Below are 17,745 nucleotides of genomic sequence, written 5' to 3'. Positions count from 1 at the left end.
AAGACTATATTTGCTGGTTAGAAAATAGAAAATTTAATGAAAGAATTAAAGAACATTTCGCGCTCCAGAGCGCAAGAGTCCTCGGCAGCTATCGAGCGACTGTACATTACCATGAGACACTTATTCAACAGAGGTTTTTACAAGCCGATGGGTGTTTCCGGAGAAACCTTACGTGAGGCTTTATTGTCGCTTCGCCCTGAAATTTACGGTTCCATAGCCGAAGAAAAAGTGGAGCTTAACGGATTGCTTTATGTAATTGAGCGTCTACCGGTTGGAATTGAAGAATGCCGTTACATCAACCTAACTTCAGATGAAGGGTATTCCCGTTCGCATTTCAAACCGATTGTACCGCCCAAAAGAAGAAGAAACTGCTACCGTATTGACGACGAGCAGATGAACGTGGAAATCACCCGCGGGCGTTCCGATATTTACGACATTTTAACCCACCTGACTTTTATCTTTATCGAATCGCACAAAATCAAAGACCGCGTGTTAATCGATGAAGACGGCCGTTTAACCCGCGATTGGGAAAAACTGGAACAGGTGGTGCTTCAGAATAAAAAATTAACCTTAGTAGACCGCGAGCAGGCGATTTCCCACGCTTCGAACATCTTAGGAAGAACCTTTGCGGAAGTCATGGACATTTACGACGGCTTCGGAACCAAAGAAAAACCCGATCGTTTCCTTCACGTAATTTACTGGTTAGGGAAACTGGCCATCGAAGAAGTGGTAGACAACAACAAACGCACCATTACTTTCAGCCCGATTTTAAGAGAACGCTTAGGGCACCATATTTATGGGGAGATCTGGGCCAACAGCATCAAGGAAGTTTTAGAAAAAAACGATTTGCTGGCACGACCGATCCACATCATCAGTGCGAACATGCACAGTGTGATGAATTCGATTTTTGCAGAACCGGTTCACGGCAAAAAATACAAAGCAAACGATGAATTCCAGATTTTTGAAGATTTGAGTAAATCCGGAAGCGATCCTTTGCGCAAGAAAGTGGAAGAATTCGCGTTACAACACGGAATGGTTTCTTTACCGGACACTTCAGGAACAAATATCGACGTGCAAATTTTTGATACGGCTAAAATTGATGTAAAAAAATCGGCCTTTCCTAAAGCAAACCTAGGAAAAGACAAACCGGTACTTATCGTGATGGATTATGCTTTCGGGGAACAGGCTTTTGAAACCATCGACGAATTACTAAAACCATACAAAACCGGTAAAGGAAAAGTGTTCCTGAATGTGGAATCGGTTTCCATCATGGGTAAAGCGGGAATTCTGGAAGGCGGAAAAGGAGACATCATGATCCCGAATGCGCACATCAACGAAGGAACCGCAGACAACTATCCGTTTGAAAACGAATTGACCAAAGAAATGTTTGAAGGCAATGATATTCCTGTTTTTGCCGGGCCTATGGTTTCGGTATTGGGAACTTCGCTTCAAAATAAAGACTTACTTAAGTTCTTCCACGAATCGACTTGGGGAGCAATTGGTCTGGAAATGGAAGGAGCATACTATCAGAAAGCGATTCAGTCGGCATCTAAAATCCGTAAGAGCATCAATCCGAATGTAAAAGTACGCTATGCTTACTATGCTTCGGATAATCCATTAGAAACCGGAAGCACTTTGGCTTCAGGTGGATTGGGAACCACAGGAGTAAAACCTACTTACCTGATTACTATTAAGATATTAGAACAAATTTTTAACGTAAAATAATACACAACTTTTTTATGAGCACCAGTCCTCAAATTAATCCGAATGACCAGGAAATCGATTTAGGTCAACTTTCAAAAAAAATAGGGAGCATCGTTCAATCGTTTATTGATTGGCTGTTTGACGGCTTGCTTTTCGTGATTAAAAACAAATTCATAATCGGAGGATTATTTGTTTTAGGAGTAGGGTTGGGGCTTTACTTAGATAAGACTAAGAAAGTTTATGACCATCAAATTATTGTTTCCCCAAATTTTGGAAGTGCAGATTATTTGTATTCAAAAGTAGAATTACTTAACGCTAAAATAAAAGAAGGAGATACCTTATTTTTAAAGCAAATCGGTGTTAAAAATCCTAAAGAGATATACGGTTTTAAGATTGAGCCTATTATAGACGTGTATCCTTTTGTAAATAATAATGAGCGTAATTTTGAGTTATTGAAGTTAATGGCTGAGGCTGGAGATATCAAGAAAATCATTGAAGAAAAAACTACCAGTAAAAATTACTCGGCACATTTAATTTCCTTTTCTACAGGAAAAAAAGCTACAGAAGCAGGGACTTTGCAGCCTATTCTCAATTTCTTAAACCAGAGTGATTATTTTCAAAGGGTGCAGAAAGTGTATGTAGACAATATTCAACAAAAAATAAAAGAAAACGACAGTATTATTAGTCAAATCAACGGTATTTTGAATGAATTTTCTAAAAATACTTCGAGCAATTCTAAAAATGATAAACTAATCTATTATAATGAAAACACCCAGCTTAATGACATCATTAAAACCAAAGATGAACTCGTTAAGCAGCAGGGAAATCAACGTATGGATTTGGTAAATTTGGATGAGATTGTAAAAGAAAACAGCCATGTTTTAAACATTGAAAACCATAAAAGCATTAATGGTAAAATGAAATTGATTTTACCGGTATTGTTTGTTGGTTTATTTGTAGGTTTTGGAATCTTACGCGGGTTTTACCGTCGTCAGTTAGCAAAAAGAAATTTAGCATAATGAAAAAGATATTAGTTACCGGAGGAGCCGGTTTTATCGGGGCGAATTTCGTTCCGTATTTTGTGGAAAACAACCCAGAATATCATTTAGTGAATCTGGATTTGTTAACCTATGCAGGAAATCTGGAGAATGTAAAAGAAGTAGAAAATCATCCGCGTTATACTTTTGTACAAGGTGATATTTGTGACCGTACATTTATTGAACAACTTTTCACAGAGCACGATTTTCACGATGTAATCCATTTTGCTGCGGAAAGCCATGTAGACAATTCCATTTCAGGGCCGGAAGCTTTTATCAGAACTAATGTTTTAGGAACGTTCAACTTGTTGGATACTGCCAGAAAGCACTGGATGTCTGCTCCGAACCAATACAAAACCGGGTACGAAAATTGCCGTTTCCACCATGTGTCTACTGATGAGGTTTACGGAACTTTGGGAGAAACCGGTCTTTTTGAGGAAACCACACCGTATGCACCTAATAGTCCATATTCGGCATCCAAAGCAGGTTCGGATATGATTGTTCGTAGTTATTTCCACACTTATGGAATGGACGTGGTTACCACGAACTGTTCCAACAATTACGGGCCAAAACAACATAACGAGAAATTAATTCCAACCATTATCCGTAAAGCGTTATCGGGAGAAAACATTCCAATTTACGGCGACGGAAAAAACGTTCGCGACTGGTTGTACGTGCTGGATCATTGCAAAGGAATCGAATTGGCTTTTCAAAAAGGAGCCTCCGGAGAGACGTATAATATTGGAGGAAGAAATGAGCGCAATAATCTGTATATAGTTGACAAAGTGTGTTCGCTTTTGGATGAAAAACAGCCTAAGGCCAATGGAAGCTATAAGGATCAGATTACCTTTGTTACCGATCGTCCGGGTCATGATTTGCGTTATGCCATCGATGCAACCAAAATTGAAAACGAATTGGGTTGGAAGGCCGATGAGAATTTCGAAACCGGAATTGAGAAAACCATTGAGTGGTATTTAGAAAAATTCAATAAATAAACGATTCAGAGATTGGAAGGCGTTTTGCGTTCCAATCTTTTAATTTTTAGTCTTTTTATGAAAGGAATAATATTAGCAGGAGGTTCAGGAACCCGTTTGCATCCCTTAACGCTTGCGGTAAGCAAGCAGTTAATGCCAATTTACGACAAACCGATGATTTACTACCCACTATCAACGTTGATGTGGGCCGGAATCCGTGAAATTTTGATTATTTCGACCCCGCACGATTTGCCTTTGTTTCGCCAATTGTTGGGAGACGGAAGCAGATTAGGTTGTCGTTTTGAATATGCAGTACAGGAGCATCCCAACGGACTGGCCGAGGCTTTTATCATTGGAAAAGAGTTTGTCGGAAACGATAAAGTGGCCCTGATTTTAGGGGATAATATTTTCTACGGAACCGGTTTGGCAGAATTGCTTCAGGCGAACAATAATCCGGACGGCGGAATTATTTATGCATACCATGTGCACGACCCGGAACGTTACGGGGTTGTAGATTTCGACAAAGACGGAAAAGTACTTTCTATTGAGGAAAAACCGCTTGAGCCTAAATCAAACTATGCAGTTCCGGGAATTTATTTTTACGATAACGATGTAATTGAAATAGCCGCCAACATCAAACCAAGTCACCGCGGCGAATTGGAAATTACCGATGTGAACAAGGAATATTTAAACCGAGGCAAACTTCAGGTAAGCATCTTAGACCGAGGAACAGCTTGGTTGGATACCGGAACGTTCCAATCTTTAATGCAGGCGGGTCAGTTTGTGGAAGTAATCGAAGAGCGTCAGGGCTTAAAAATTGGCGCCATAGAGGAAGCCGCCTACAAGATGGGCTTTATCGATGCCGCACAATTAAAAGCATTAGCCGAACCGTTATTAAAAAGCGGATACGGAAAACACTTAATGAGTTTGTTATAACAACATGAATTTTATACCAACCAAATTATCCGGATGTTTTATTCTTGAGCCCAATGTAATTGGAGATTCCCGAGGATATTTTATGGAAAGCTTTAACGAGAGAACCTTTGAGCAGGGTACCGGAGCGAAGGTGCACTTTGTTCAGGACAATCAGTCGTATTCCACCAAAGGTGTTTTGCGCGGGCTTCATTACCAATGTGGGGAGCATGCTCAGGCAAAATTGGTGCGCGTACTTCACGGTGAGGTTTTGGATGTTGCAGTGGATATCCGTCCGGAGTCACCAACCTATGGTCAGTATGTGGCCGAACTTTTATCGGCAGAAAATCAACGTCAATTATTTGTCCCAAGAGGATTTGCCCACGGGTTTGTGGTCTTGAGTGAAAAAGCCGTTTTTTTCTATAAATGCGATAATTTTTACAATAAAGAATCGGAAGGCGGCATCATTTATAACGACCCTACTTTAGGAATCGATTGGCAATTAATGGAAAGCGAATTATTGGTATCTGAAAAAGACACCGTTTTACCAACCTTGGCAAACGCTAAAAAAATATGGTAGTTTTAGTTACCGGAGCTGCGGGTCAATTAGGACAAGCACTTCAGTATATTTCGGGTAATTTTCCGCAGTTTGAGTTTGTTTACTGTACTTCTTCGGAGTTGAATATCGCAGACTTGCAAAATTGTGAGTCGGTCTTTGAGAAGTACCACCCCCACTTCTGTATTAATGCAGCGGCTTATACCGCAGTTGATAAAGCCGAAAGCGAACCGGAAAAAGCCTATTCCATAAACGTTACCGGGGCCGAGAACTTGGCAAAAGTTTGTAAAAAGCACAATGCGGTATTGCTTCATGTTTCCACCGATTTTGTTTTTGACGGCACCAAAAATTCTCCTTACAAAGAGGAAGATGCTACCAATCCGCTAGGGGTTTATGGCAAAACCAAACTTGAAGGGGAGCAGGTAATCCAAAAAACATGGGAAAAACATATTATTGTGCGAACCTCATGGGTGTATTCTCAGTTTGGAAATAATTTCTATAAAACCATGTTACGCCTGGCCAAGGAGCGCGATGAGCTTTCTGTGGTTAGCGATCAGATCGGATGTCCAACAAACGCAGTAGATTTAGCCGAATTCTTAATTAGAATAATTGTTAAAGTTAACACGGTTTCTTCTGCTGAAATCGGAGTGCTTTTCGGTACTTATCATTTCTCAGGGGATGAGGTTATGAGTTGGTTTGATTTTGCTTTGAAAATATTTAAAGAAAATAATGTTCAGATAACCGTTCATCCAATACCAACAAGTGCTTATCCTACACCGGCTAAACGACCGGCTTACAGTGTTATGGATACGTATAAGGCAAAAACTGTGTTTGAAATTAAAAATTAAATTGATAAAGACCATATTATGCGTTTAGAACAGTTAACGTTTACCAGATTTTTAGCAGCAATGGCTATAGTGATCTACCATTACGGAGTAAATGTTTTTCCGTTTGAACACAAATTTCTGAATTCTATTTTTAAACAGGCAAATGTAGGGGTGAGTTATTTCTTCATTCTTTCAGGGTTTGTAATGATCATTGCTTATCAAAATAAAGGCAGCATTAACTTCTGGAATTTTATTAAGAAAAGAATTGCCCGGATTTATCCGGCCTACGGTTTTGCAATTTTAATGTTGATCGCTTATTTTGCTTACACTTTAGAGCCGCTGCCAATTGGTCAACTCTTATTAAACAGCACCTTATTACAAGCTTGGCTTCCAGGGCATGTCTTCGCGTTCAATTACCCGAGTTGGTCTTTAACCGTAGAAATGTTTTTTTATGTAACGTTTCCCTTTTTGTTTAACTGGTTTTATAACCGTTATCCGCTAAAAAAGATCCTGATTCCGATTGGTATTGTTTTTATTCTGAGCCAGATAGTTTTTCATTTATTGATCAATTCTCAATTTTACAAGCCCTTCCCTTCGGATAATTACCAGTTTATATATTATTTCCCATTATTGCATTTCAATGAATTTCTGGTAGGAAATGCTCTTGGATTGTTTTTAATAAACCAAAACAAGCAAGAGAGTAGAAACTATGATCTTTATATATTAGGTTTAATTGGTTTAGTTCTAATTGCTTTGAAAACAAATATTGGCCTTGTCTACCACAACGGAATGTTGGCCGTGGTATTTGTTCCCCTTATTTATTTTATTTCCAGAAACAATGGTTTGATTACAAAAATTTCCAATCTTAAACCGTTGATTTTTTTAGGGGAAATCAGTTATGGTATTTATATTTTACAGCATCCGGTTTTTTCCTGGACAACTGCTCTTATGAAGCAAATACACTTAAACAATCCGACGTATATTTTTTACACAGGAGTTGTTTTTTTGATCGTGGTTTCTGCAATTAGCTACAGGTTTATAGAAGTGCCGCTGCAAAAAATGATAAATGACCAAAATCGTATTGGATATATAAATTTTGTTAAAAAAAACCTTAGTATTATTTTTAATAAATAATTACTTTTGCCCAAAAAAAAGACAGACACATGAAATCAAAATTTATTGTAGCAGGTTTATTTATATTGTCTTTGTTTTCATCTTGTAAAAATGGAGAAAACACTGAAGCAGAAGGAAAAGACAATGTATCTATTGTAATTGAAACTGTTTTTGCTAAAAACGACTATCTACAAATTTATTATTTAGTAAAAGGTTCCGAATGGAGTGATGCAAATTCGGTTTCTAAACCAATTTATGCTTCTAACGAGATGCAAACAGTTGATTTTGAATTACCAAAAGGAATAATACCTGAAAACCTAAGAATTGATTTAGGGACAAATCCTACTCAAAACAATGTTACAATAAAAAACATTACCGTAAAATATAAATCACATGTAGTAAATGGAGATTTTGGAAATTACAGTAAATATTTTGCGCCTAATATTTTCGTTACATGGGATCCTGAATATGTAGGACACAAATTAATAAAAGTAGACAATCAATACGATCCTTTTATCATAGGAAACGATTTGTTGGTTAGTAAGCTGAAAAAATTTAAAAGTTAAATAAACAAACATAAAATAAAGAAGCTATAAGTAATCTTATGGCTTTTTTATTTTTATACCCTAGCTGTTCCCGGATAAGTGCTATAAACTGTTTTGAAATGTTTAAAATAAACACCAAAAGTTTTAAAACCAAGCAAGTTAGTACCTTGATTACTAACTTTTTTTCTCTTGTGCTTTTACAGGTACTCAATGTTGTATTGCCGTTCCTTACCATACCTTATTTAATAAGAACCGTTGGTTTGGAAAAATTCGGACTGCTTACTTTTGTTCACTCTTTTGTACTTTTTTTGGTAATCTTTGTTGAATACGGTTTTAACATTTCTACTACCCGGGAACTTTCGATTTGTTCTGATGATAAAAAAGAGGTTCAGCGTATTTACTCCGAGGTACTTAGTGCAAAATTGTTTTTATTGCTGGTTTGCTTTTTTGTGTTTTCAGTTGTTGTTTTTTGTTTTGACAGGTTTCGCGAGAACGCATTAATTTACTTTTTGTACTTTGGAATTGTTGTTGGGCAAACTTTATTTTCCTTATGGCTCTTTCAAGGATTACAAAAAATGAAATACGTTAGTTACATCAACGTGTTTTTTAAAACCATATTTACAGTTTGTATTTTTATTTTCGTAAAAGGGGTTCCAGACATTTGGATGGTTCCTTTGTTTTTATCGGCAGGAGCTGTTTTCTCAGGAATAGCTTCTTTAGTGGTAATTAGATTTGTTCTGGACATACACTATACACTTCCTAAGTTTGAGGCCATAACCGGACAATTAAAAACAGGCTATCACTTGTTTATGTCTGAATTTTATATGGCGGTTTTAACCTTTTCCAATGTTTTGATTCTTGGTTTTGTTTCCGGAAATCAGAGTGTTGGAATATATTCTGCTGCTGAAAAAGTGATTCGTGCCGCTGCAAGTTTACTCTCTCCGGTAATCAATACGCTTTATCCGCACGTTTCAAAATTGGTTAATGAAGATTACAAGCAAGGGATGGCATTTATTGAAAAAGCGAAAAAGTGGGGTGTTTTAATCATCATTTTTGGAACCGTTTTTGTTTTTGTTTTTGCAGATCTATTGTTTGACATCATCTATAAAAACAAAGATGTGGCCAATCTTGAGCAAAGCGTTCTGGTTTTTAGAATCATGATTGTATTTCCATTGGTGTCTTTCTTGGATCAGGTCTATGGGAAATTAGTGCTTATTGTATTGGGCAGGGCCGATATTTTCTTTAAGATCTTTTCGGCTTGTGCGGTTTTTAATTTGATCCTTTGCGCAGTTCTTTCGTATTATTTTAATTATCTTGGCACGGCATCCTCAAGTATAATTTCCCAAATAATTATTGCATTTCTGATGTATTATTATGCCAGTGGAGTTCAAAAAAAATATTTGCAGCAATAAAAAAAGCTTATTCTTTAAAACAGGAAAACACAATTTTAGTTCAATCAATTTACTATTAAAAATGAAAGTCATTGTTTTTGCTCTTGAAAATTTAACCTTAACCGGCGGAAATTTATACGATTCGTTGTTGTATAGAACAATGAAGCAGAACCAAGACTTATCGATAACATTTTATAAGCCGAAAGTGCACAAAGGCGGATTTGCCTTTAAAAAATTCATTACCCCATTTCTAGAATTGAAATGGCTTAAAAAAGTAAATCAGGCCGATAATTTCTTTTGGAACAGTGTAGATGCCTACCATTGTTTTTTATTGGTTTTTGTTTTACGGGTGTTTTTCCCAAAGAAGAAGGTTTTTATCTTGCACCACCATTATAAGTTTCTGGAAATGAAGGGTGTCAAGAGAACCGTGTTTCGATTTTTTGAGGTAAACTTCCTTCGAATGGCCAATACTATTGTTATCCCAAGCCCATATATTTTGGATCAAACAAAGAAACTGTTACCTTCAAATAAGGTGAGTTATCTGGAAATCGCCTTTCAGGATAAAAACAACGCAGGAAGAAGCTCTGTGAACAAAGGACAAATGGTTTTTGTGGGTAATATTGAGCCACGGAAAGGACTACATTTACTGGTGGAATCATTGCGTTTACTCAAAAAAGAAAACGTAGCTTTTCAGGTAAATATTCTTGGATCGGTTATCGATACCAATTATTATAATGACCTGGTTCAAAAAGTAAAGGAATATGATTTGCACGCCAACGTTATCTTTCACGGTAGAGTTTCTGATGAGCAGAAAGATTCGTTCCTGAGCACTTCAGAATTGTGTGTTTTCCCTTCTTTATTGGAAGGATACGGAATGGCAATTATAGAAGCAATGTCTTTCGGACTTCCGGTTATTGCATTTGACAATTCGGCAATGCCATACAGTATAAAAAACGGATACAACGGGTTGTTGGCCAAAAATGAGGACATTCAGAATTTAAAAGATAAAATAAAGCAAACTTTAGTAGACAGCACCCTGAGTGAAAAATTAAGTAATGGTGCGTTTGAAACTTTTTCAAAATGTAGAAAACTACCGGTTCTTATACAAGAAATGAAAGAATTTACCATGGAGCTAAACCGTTAATGAGTAAGAATGCTAAATAAAGAAGGAACTTTGGAACAAGAAAATATCGTTACTAGAAGTAATTTCAAATTAGGATTTACTTTTAAAGAACTGGGAGTTTTTTTATTGCTTCTTTTTCTGAATATAAAATTAACGACCATCATTATTACTCATAATAGAAATGTAATTCTAGAGCTTTTTGTATACCTTTTATTCATAGTTACCTTTAACTATTCGAACTGGAGTTATAAATCGTTAATAAAAACAGGACTTATCATTGGGGTTTATACTTTGATTAATTTTTCATCGTATAAATTAAATGTACTGATGCCCTTGCTGATTATACAATCGGTTTCTGGAATTCGGTTTAGAAGGTACCTGCTCATCAATTTCATTATCAGCGGTGTATTCCTTTTGATTATGTTTATAGCCTATGGAGAAGGATACAATATGCCTGGATTTGCTTATGGTTTTGAGCGAAAGACCCGAATGAGCTTCGGGTTTAACCAGCCCAACGTGGGGGCATTGCATTATTTTTGTTTTATTGTAAACGGATTGTTGTTAGTGCATTTTTCCAAATACAGTAAAAAGGCTTATCTGTACATGATTTTGATCATTCCGCTATGGTTTTACATTTACAACCGAACTGCTTCAAGAAGTTTTTTACTATCAATGGTTACTCTTTACGGCACGTTTATTTTTTATCATGCCGGAATCTTTTTGAAAGAAAAGGTAAATTTAAACCTCACAAAACTTTTCAAGTTTGTAAATTATAGTTTTGTCTTTCTCATTGTGTTATTTCCGGCGATAACGGTTTTCTTTGGTCTTCAAAGGAGTTCTTACCTGGCCTTGGATCGTTTGTTCAGTAAACGTCTAACTTTTTACGAATGGTTCTTGCATACTTTAACACCAAAAGATTTCTTTTTCGGGTCTTCAACCTTTAAGCACTACGTTATCGACAGCAGTTATCTTCGATTGCTTTTTGAAGGAGGATTTATATTTTTCCTCTTCATATGTTATTTTTACATACTTGCTACTACCAAAATGGTAAACCAAAAAGCTTGGGTTCCAATTTGTGTGATTCTCAGTTTTATGTTCTACGGTCTTATGGAAAGTGTGTTGCTCTACAGTACATTAATCGGTACTAATCTTTTCTGGATAACCCTTTACTATTATTACAGAGACGGAAAAATGAAACTGTAAATACTACTGATTCATAAGACTTTGGTAACAGGCATAGGTTTGACGGGCTGTTTCTGTCCAGTTGTATTTTGTTCCGATGACTTCTTTAAAATCTTCGTTAAAAGGGGCTTGATATGCTTTAAGTATAGCCTCACGAATAGAGGTTATATCATCCGGTTCACAATAATAAGCATAGTCTTGAAAGTATTCTACTTGATCCCCTTTTTTAGTAATCACGATATTGCAACCATAATAGGCAGCTTCTAAAGAAACCAGCCCGGTAGTTTCAAACCAGGTCGGTAAAGCATGAACGCGTGCGGCTTTCATTATAGAAAAGATTTCATGTTGAGGCAAAGCTTCAATAAAATGAACATTTTTTCCAGCTTCATTCTTGCACATTTCATGGTAGCTCGGATCATTGATGGCCGCTTTTCCAATAATATAACACGGAATGTCAAGATCTTTTACCGCTTTTATCAAATTAAGTTGATTTTTTCGTCGCTCGATTCTTCCAACACAAATGATACTATTGGAAAAATTTGAATTTGGAACTATACTTTCAATAGGTTCAATTGCATTTACAATTTTAGTCAACAAGGCATTTGTGGAGCCAAACTTCTTTTTCAATCGGGAAGCTTCGCTGTTAGAGTTGGGAAGCAGAGCCCCTGCGTTTTTGAACAGGTATTTTTCAGAATTGAATTGCCCTTTAAAAAGGTATTCTTTGCTAATTAGTCTTTCTTTTCCGAAAATAAACTTCGCAACGGTTTTTAGGTATTCCGTAAGATCGCCTCCAAAAACTCGGGTTATTGTGGATCGTAAAAAGGTACTGGTCTGGATTTCAGATTCGGTATAGTCTACAAAAATTGTAGAAATTACGGTTCTTTTTGATTTTCTGAAATGGAACAGTATGTCAGCCGGTCGGATAATATTAAAAAAATGAATGATATCGTACTTGTGATGATCAAAGGTTCCCGTGGTTAATCCAATATCAACTGTAACGCCAAGTTTTCTTAAGCCTTCGGCTGTTTTCAAAAGTTGAACGGTATCACCACCGGGTGAATCGTAAAGGGTTGCCCTTGCTATAAATAGTACATTCATTTTTCCTTACTTGTCTAATTCTCGTAAATATCCGGAGGGAACAGTTTAACCAATTTGGCATTAAGCTTTCGGTTTCCGTTGAGTTGCGGATCAAAAGTATTGTTTTTTCGGATCAAATGATAGGTAAGGCTGTCTTTTCCCGCCACAACATTCGGATTAAATTCAAACCAAGATTTGTAATTACCACGACTTCCGTCCAACAGGCGGTCTTTGTATTGAAAGGTAATGCCTTGAACCTTTACCGAGTCGTTTTCATTTTCATTCTCCCCCAAATCGATTCGCAGGTTTCTGGGTTTAACGCCCTGAGGAAATTCAAAAACCAAATCCTGAAGGCTTTGACTGGCGCTGATGTTTTCACGAAGACTGAATTCTTCATAATAGCGGTCATCGGTAACGGTTTTGTAAAAAATCTGAATGCTGTTGTTTTTAGAACATTTCAAAGAGATGGTGGTTTTAAAACTAGCGTCGTTTTTCACCTGCTTTCTTTGACAGGAAACCCCTAAAAAAAAACCTAAAACCAACACCAGAAATGGAAGAAATTTTTTATAATTGAAAGTATAAGGAAATCGTTTAGTCATAAAAAAGAATTGGATTTCAAAGATAGAAAATTATTGAAAAGCCTACTAAATATCGATGGGTTTTACATTTAAATTCTATATTTTTGCCCAAAACTGCTTCAAAAAATGAAAATAGCTATACTTGGCACAAGAGGGATTCCAAACTACCACGGAGGATTTGAACAATTTGCCGAGTTTTTTTCTGTTTACCTTCAAAAAAAAGGAGTGGAAGTTTATGTGTATTGTTCTTCGATTCACCCGTATAAAGAGGAAAAATACCAAAACGTACCCCGTATAGTTTGTTCGGATGCCGAAGATAAAATCGGAACGGCCGGGCAATTTATTTACGATTTGAACTGCATACTGGATGCCAGAAAAAGAAATTTTGATGTGATTTTGCAATTAGGATATACCAGCAGCAGTATTTGGTCTTTTTTGTTTCCAAGGAAAGCACTTATTGTTACCAATATGGACGGCTTGGAATGGAAGCGCACCAAGTACAGTCCTATGGTTCAGCGGTTTTTAAAATTCGCCGAAAAATTAGCGGTAAAGCACAGTGATTACCTTATTTCTGACTCGATAGGAATTCAGGAATTTTTAAAGAAAAAATACCAAAAAGACTCAGAATACATTGCCTATGGCGCTACACTGTTTGAAACCCCCGATTTTGGAAAAATCAAGCATATTGTAGAGTCGCCGTATTCTTACGATTTGTTGATTGCAAGAATGGAGCCCGAGAACAATATAGAAATCATTGTTAAGGGGTACATTAAAAAAGAATCCCCAAGGAAATTATTGCTGATCGGCAACCACAACGGGACCAAGTTTGGCAAATACTTGTTTGAAACCTACGGCTCACATCCATCCATAGAGTTTTTGGGATCGATTTATGATATGAACGTTTTGGACAACCTTCGCTATTATTCTAATTTGTATTTTCACGGACATTCGGTAGGAGGAACCAACCCTTCACTTTTAGAGGCGATGGCATGTAGCTGTTGTATTGTAGCTCATGATAACGTGTTCAACAAATCGATTTTGGCAGAAGATGCGTTTTATTTTTCAGACGATGATCAATTGGCTTCACACTTGTCTTTAGACAAAAACCAAGTGGCTATTGCAAATAAAGTAGAAAACAATAAAAACAAAATCCGATACCAATTTGATTGGGAAGTAATAAATAAAGCCTATTTAGATTTTATAGAGAAATGCGTTCAGGAAAAGAAATACTAGGCATTGTTGAAAATAATAAACCCATTATCTGGGGTTTGTTTTTATCGACTATACTTTTCAAGTATGCCATTGGAAATATTTTTTTAGGGCTTCTATTGGCCCTGTTTGTTTTTCAATGGGTGCAAAACAGAAAAGTATTTTTCAATAAAAGCTTGGTGCCAATGATAGTTTTTTTTCTCTTTGGAGCACTGTCTTTATTTTGGACTACTAATGTTTCGGTTACAGCAAAAGGAATTTACTCTACGTTGCCCTTAGCAATTATTCCGGTTTTACTCTCACAATATTCCAGATTTAACACTTCAGACTTAAGAAAAACAATACGGGTTTTCAGCCTTTGCCTTCTTTTGTACTTTTTGGCGTGTTTTATAAATGCCACGATTCTTTTTTTCAAAGACCATAGTTTTAGCCATTTCTTTTACCATGGTTTGGTTTCGCTTTTTGAGAATAATGCTATTTACATTTCATTAGCCGTAGCTGTTTGTATATTAATCGGAATCAATCTGCCAAACAACACAGTAAAAGATTATGTGGTAATTGCATTGTTAGGTGTTTTTTTATTTTTTTTATCCTCTAAAAACATTATTGTATCTACTTTTTTTCTCTCGTTAATCACCTTGTTTAATCACAAAGAAAACCGTAAAAAGGTTTTAGTAATTTCAACGGTTCTGCTTGTTGCTCTTTTGGTTTTAATTGTCTTTGACAATCCAGTAAAGCAAAGATTTATAAGAGAGTTGAGTGTTAATGCCGATTTTGTATGGATAGGGCAGGATTTTTATAACTACAAATTCAGTGGTTTCGAGGTTCGTTTGTTCCAATGGAGGATCATGGGTGAGATGATTCAAAACCACCAGATTGGGATCTTCGGATTAGGACTTTACAATATCGATTATCTTTTAAACCAATATTTTAGCTATTATAATCTGTATAAAGGTTATTTTTATATAAATTTCCACAATCAATATTTACAAACCTTGGGAGAGTTAGGCTTTATTGGTCTAGGGTTGTTGTTTTGGTTATTTTTTAAGGCTTTTAGGTTTAAGAACGCATACCAATTGGTGGTTATAATGTTGTTTATGATTGCTTTTTTTACAGAATCGTTTTTAAGCCGTCAAAAGGGAGTGTTTTTATTTGCAACCATGTACAGTTTGGTTTTTTCTTTTTTGAACACCGGAGAAGAGGATCAAAAATCTGCAATCAATAAAAAGTAGTATAAAGTTATGTTTAAAACAATACGAGATAATACAACCCAAACGTTAGTCTATCTTTTGGGTATTATATTGATAAGCTTGTTGTTAAAGAATATTTTCATCAGCATATCGATAATCGTGTTTTTATCTTTCGCGTTCTTAAAAATTAAAAAAGGAAGTTTTAATCTGAAGAGTGAATTCTTTTTTCCGATCGCTTTATACCTGACGATGCTTTTTTCATTACTATGGAGTATAGATGTGAAAAGTTCTCTTTTTGGGCTTCAAAAAGCACTTCCTTTTTTGGTTGTTCCGCTTGCGTTTGTTCTTCAGTCGGAATTAAAACTTTCAAGGCAATCACTGGATAAAATATTTAAGGCATTTAGTTTTTCCGTGGTTTTGTTTGCGTTGTTTTTCTTGGCTCGAGCTTTTTTAAGCTTTGTCAAAACTAAAGACACTGCGCTGTTTTTTTACAATAATTTGGTGCCAATTGATCCCGGAGCCGTTTACATTTCTGTATTTTGTTCTTTTGCGCTGTTTTATTTTGTTCAGATTACATCCAAAAGCCATTTGGATAAAGTGGCTTTAACTATACTTACCGTTTTTTTATTCTTACTGTCTTCCAAAAGCATCATTACCATTGATTTTCTGATCATTGTTTGTTACTATGCTTTTTTTGCGCCCATCCCCCAAAGCACAAAATTCATTACTATAGTAACGGTTACCGTCTTTTTGTTTTTTTCCATCCTTTATGTGAAAGAAGTAAAAGAAAGGTTTTTGGTGGAATACGAAACTTCTTTTGTAGACAATACTTTAAAAAGCCCAATTGACACTACTAATGTGGTAGTTCACAATGTAAGTATAGGGCAAGCGTGGCACAACAAAAAATTCAAACAAAACGACTTTTTCCCCGGAGCAGCCTTAAGGGTTTACCAAACCAGAATCTTTGCAGAAATCCTGAAAAAGTATCCTATTTTATTAACCGGTTCCGGACTGGAAGCCTCACAGAGGTATATCAGAGAAAAAACCAAAGAATACAATCTTTATTACGAATACGGGAATCTTAATTTCCACAATCAGTACATCCAAACTTTTGCCGAATTAGGAATTTTTGGTTTTCTGATTTTATTGCTGATGTTGTTTGCAAACATTAGAAATGCTTTTATGAACAAAGATTTTCTTCATATTGCTTTTGCAATCACGATGATAATGTTATTTTTGTCCGAATCATTTTTTTGCAGGCAAAGAGGGATAGTTTTTTTTATAATTCTATACTGCTTATTTAACTCTTTAAAAAGCAAAAAAGAATTATAAAAATTAACCGATGAAAAGAATTCTTATAACAGGAGCTGCTGGTTTTTTAGGCTCCCATTTGTGCGACCGTTTTATCAAAGAAGGCTATCATGTTATAGGAATGGACAATCTTATCACAGGTGATTTGAAAAACATTGAACACCTTTTTAAGCTGGAACATTTCGAATTTTATCACCATGATGTTACCAAATTTGTCCATGTTCCCGGAAAACTTGATTACATCCTTCACTTTGCATCACCGGCGAGTCCTATCGATTATTTAAAAATTCCGATTCAAACCCTTAAAGTAGGTTCTTTAGGAACACATAATTTATTAGGTTTGGCTCGGGTTAAAAAAGCCAGAATTTTAATAGCCTCTACTTCAGAAGTGTACGGTGATCCTTTGGTGCATCCTCAGACTGAAGAGTACTATGGCAATGTAAATACAATAGGGCCGCGCGGAGTTTATGACGAAGCAAAGCGTTTTCAGGAATCTATCACCATGGCTTACAATACCTTTCATGGAGTAGAAACCCGAATTGTTCGTATTTTCAATACATATGGGCCGAGAATGCGTCTTAATGACGGACGGGTTATCCCTGCATTTATTGGTCAGGCCTTGCGCGGCGAAGATTTAACTATTTTTGGAGACGGCTCTCAAACGCGTTCTTTTTGTTATGTAGACGATCAAGTGGAAGGGATTTTCCGTTTGCTGCATTCCGATTATCATTTACCGGTAAATATTGGAAATCCTGATGAAATTACCATAAAAGATTTTGCTGAAGAAATTATTAAGTTAACAGGAACCCAACAAAAGGTTGTGTATCGACCATTACCGATAAACGATCCAATGAAACGTCAGCCGGACACCTCTAAGGCAAAAGAGATTTTAGGATGGGAAGCTAAAGTTTCCCGTTCGGAAGGAATGCGACTTACCTACGACTATTTCAAATCACTTTCCCCTGAAGAACTTGCCAAAGAAGAGCATAAAGATTTTTCAAAGTTTATATTTTAAT

17 protein-coding genes are annotated in these 17,745 nt (G+C 36.3%); 15 read left to right on the top strand and 2 right to left on the bottom strand.

What is annotated here, in order from left to right:
- Window positions 1-36: 36 nt before the first annotated feature.
- The 11 genes from LZZ90_RS02505 to LZZ90_RS02455 all read left to right on the top strand — a co-directional run bounded on the left by LZZ90_RS02505 (window position 37) and on the right by LZZ90_RS02455 (window position 11,385).
- Window positions 37-1,725: a hypothetical protein gene (locus LZZ90_RS02505; protein ID WP_237789102.1), complete on the top strand. Its 1,689-nt coding sequence runs from the start codon at window positions 37-39 to the stop codon at window positions 1,723-1,725.
- A 14-nt stretch (window positions 1,726-1,739) separates the two neighbouring features.
- The gene (locus LZZ90_RS02500; protein ID WP_237789101.1) at window positions 1,740-2,723 is read left to right on the top strand and encodes a hypothetical protein; all 984 of its coding nucleotides are present in this window, start codon (window positions 1,740-1,742) and stop codon (window positions 2,721-2,723) included.
- Window positions 2,723-3,736 carry a dTDP-glucose 4,6-dehydratase gene (rfbB, locus tag LZZ90_RS02495; RefSeq protein WP_237789100.1) on the top strand — a complete coding sequence of 338 codons (1,014 nt, stop codon included), beginning with the start codon at window positions 2,723-2,725 and terminating at the stop codon, window positions 3,734-3,736. The genes LZZ90_RS02500 and rfbB overlap by 1 nt, the downstream gene beginning before the upstream one ends.
- A gap of 57 nt (window positions 3,737-3,793) precedes the next feature.
- On the top strand, window positions 3,794-4,651 hold the full coding sequence (rfbA, locus tag LZZ90_RS02490; protein ID WP_237789099.1) for a glucose-1-phosphate thymidylyltransferase RfbA: 858 nt from the start codon (window positions 3,794-3,796) through the stop codon (window positions 4,649-4,651).
- Window positions 4,652-4,655: 4 nt separating this feature from the next.
- Window positions 4,656-5,207, top strand: a complete 552-nt coding sequence (gene rfbC, locus LZZ90_RS02485) for a dTDP-4-dehydrorhamnose 3,5-epimerase (protein ID WP_237789098.1) — start codon at window positions 4,656-4,658, stop codon at window positions 5,205-5,207.
- Window positions 5,201-6,031 (top strand): dTDP-4-dehydrorhamnose reductase, encoded by an 831-nt coding sequence (gene rfbD, locus LZZ90_RS02480; protein WP_237789097.1) that lies wholly within the window; start codon window positions 5,201-5,203, stop codon window positions 6,029-6,031. Before rfbC ends, rfbD begins: the two co-directional genes overlap by 7 nt.
- An 18-nt stretch (window positions 6,032-6,049) precedes the next feature.
- Window positions 6,050-7,144, top strand: coding sequence for an acyltransferase (locus LZZ90_RS02475; protein WP_237789096.1), 1,095 nt, complete (start codon window positions 6,050-6,052; stop codon window positions 7,142-7,144).
- A gap of 29 nt (window positions 7,145-7,173) precedes the next feature.
- Complete coding sequence (locus LZZ90_RS02470) at window positions 7,174-7,689, top strand: hypothetical protein (protein WP_237789095.1); 516 nt, start codon at window positions 7,174-7,176, stop codon at window positions 7,687-7,689.
- Window positions 7,690-7,727: 38 nt separating this feature from the next.
- The gene (locus LZZ90_RS02465) at window positions 7,728-9,080 is read left to right on the top strand and encodes an oligosaccharide flippase family protein (RefSeq protein WP_370640598.1); all 1,353 of its coding nucleotides are present in this window, start codon (window positions 7,728-7,730) and stop codon (window positions 9,078-9,080) included.
- 61 nt (window positions 9,081-9,141) lie between these two features.
- Window positions 9,142-10,203 (top strand): glycosyltransferase family 4 protein, encoded by a 1,062-nt coding sequence (locus tag LZZ90_RS02460; RefSeq protein ID WP_237789093.1) that lies wholly within the window; start codon window positions 9,142-9,144, stop codon window positions 10,201-10,203.
- Window positions 10,204-10,212: 9 nt separating this feature from the next.
- Window positions 10,213-11,385 (top strand): hypothetical protein, encoded by a 1,173-nt coding sequence (locus LZZ90_RS02455; protein WP_237789092.1) that lies wholly within the window; start codon window positions 10,213-10,215, stop codon window positions 11,383-11,385.
- Between the two features lie 3 nt (window positions 11,386-11,388).
- On the opposite strand, the gene LZZ90_RS02450 is transcribed toward LZZ90_RS02455, so the two are convergent.
- Entirely contained in the window at window positions 11,389-12,462 is a 1,074-nt protein-coding gene (locus LZZ90_RS02450; RefSeq protein ID WP_237789091.1) for a glycosyltransferase family 4 protein, read from the bottom strand.
- 14 nt (window positions 12,463-12,476) lie between these two features.
- Window positions 12,477-13,040 (bottom strand): hypothetical protein, encoded by a 564-nt coding sequence (locus tag LZZ90_RS02445; protein WP_237789090.1) that lies wholly within the window; start codon window positions 13,038-13,040, stop codon window positions 12,477-12,479.
- Between the two features lie 105 nt (window positions 13,041-13,145).
- Between LZZ90_RS02445 and LZZ90_RS02440 the strand changes: the two genes are divergently transcribed.
- The 4 genes from LZZ90_RS02440 to LZZ90_RS02425 all read left to right on the top strand — a co-directional run bounded on the left by LZZ90_RS02440 (window position 13,146) and on the right by LZZ90_RS02425 (window position 17,744).
- On the top strand, window positions 13,146-14,252 hold the full coding sequence (locus LZZ90_RS02440; protein ID WP_237789089.1) for a DUF1972 domain-containing protein: 1,107 nt from the start codon (window positions 13,146-13,148) through the stop codon (window positions 14,250-14,252).
- A gap of 161 nt (window positions 14,253-14,413) precedes the next feature.
- Window positions 14,414-15,460, top strand: coding sequence for an O-antigen ligase (locus LZZ90_RS02435; protein WP_237789088.1), 1,047 nt, complete (start codon window positions 14,414-14,416; stop codon window positions 15,458-15,460).
- A 9-nt stretch (window positions 15,461-15,469) separates the two neighbouring features.
- The gene (locus tag LZZ90_RS02430) at window positions 15,470-16,750 is read left to right on the top strand and encodes an O-antigen ligase (protein WP_237789087.1); all 1,281 of its coding nucleotides are present in this window, start codon (window positions 15,470-15,472) and stop codon (window positions 16,748-16,750) included.
- Between the two features lie 10 nt (window positions 16,751-16,760).
- On the top strand, window positions 16,761-17,744 hold the full coding sequence (locus LZZ90_RS02425; RefSeq protein ID WP_237789086.1) for a UDP-glucuronic acid decarboxylase family protein: 984 nt from the start codon (window positions 16,761-16,763) through the stop codon (window positions 17,742-17,744).
- The last annotated feature ends 1 nt before the right edge of the window (window position 17,745 follow it).

The organism is Flavobacterium sp. SM15, assembly GCF_022012335.1.
Lineage (GTDB): Bacteria > Bacteroidota > Bacteroidia > Flavobacteriales > Flavobacteriaceae > Flavobacterium.
Note: the sequence above shows the minus strand (reverse complement) of the source record. Positions and strands in the feature narration are given on the sequence as shown.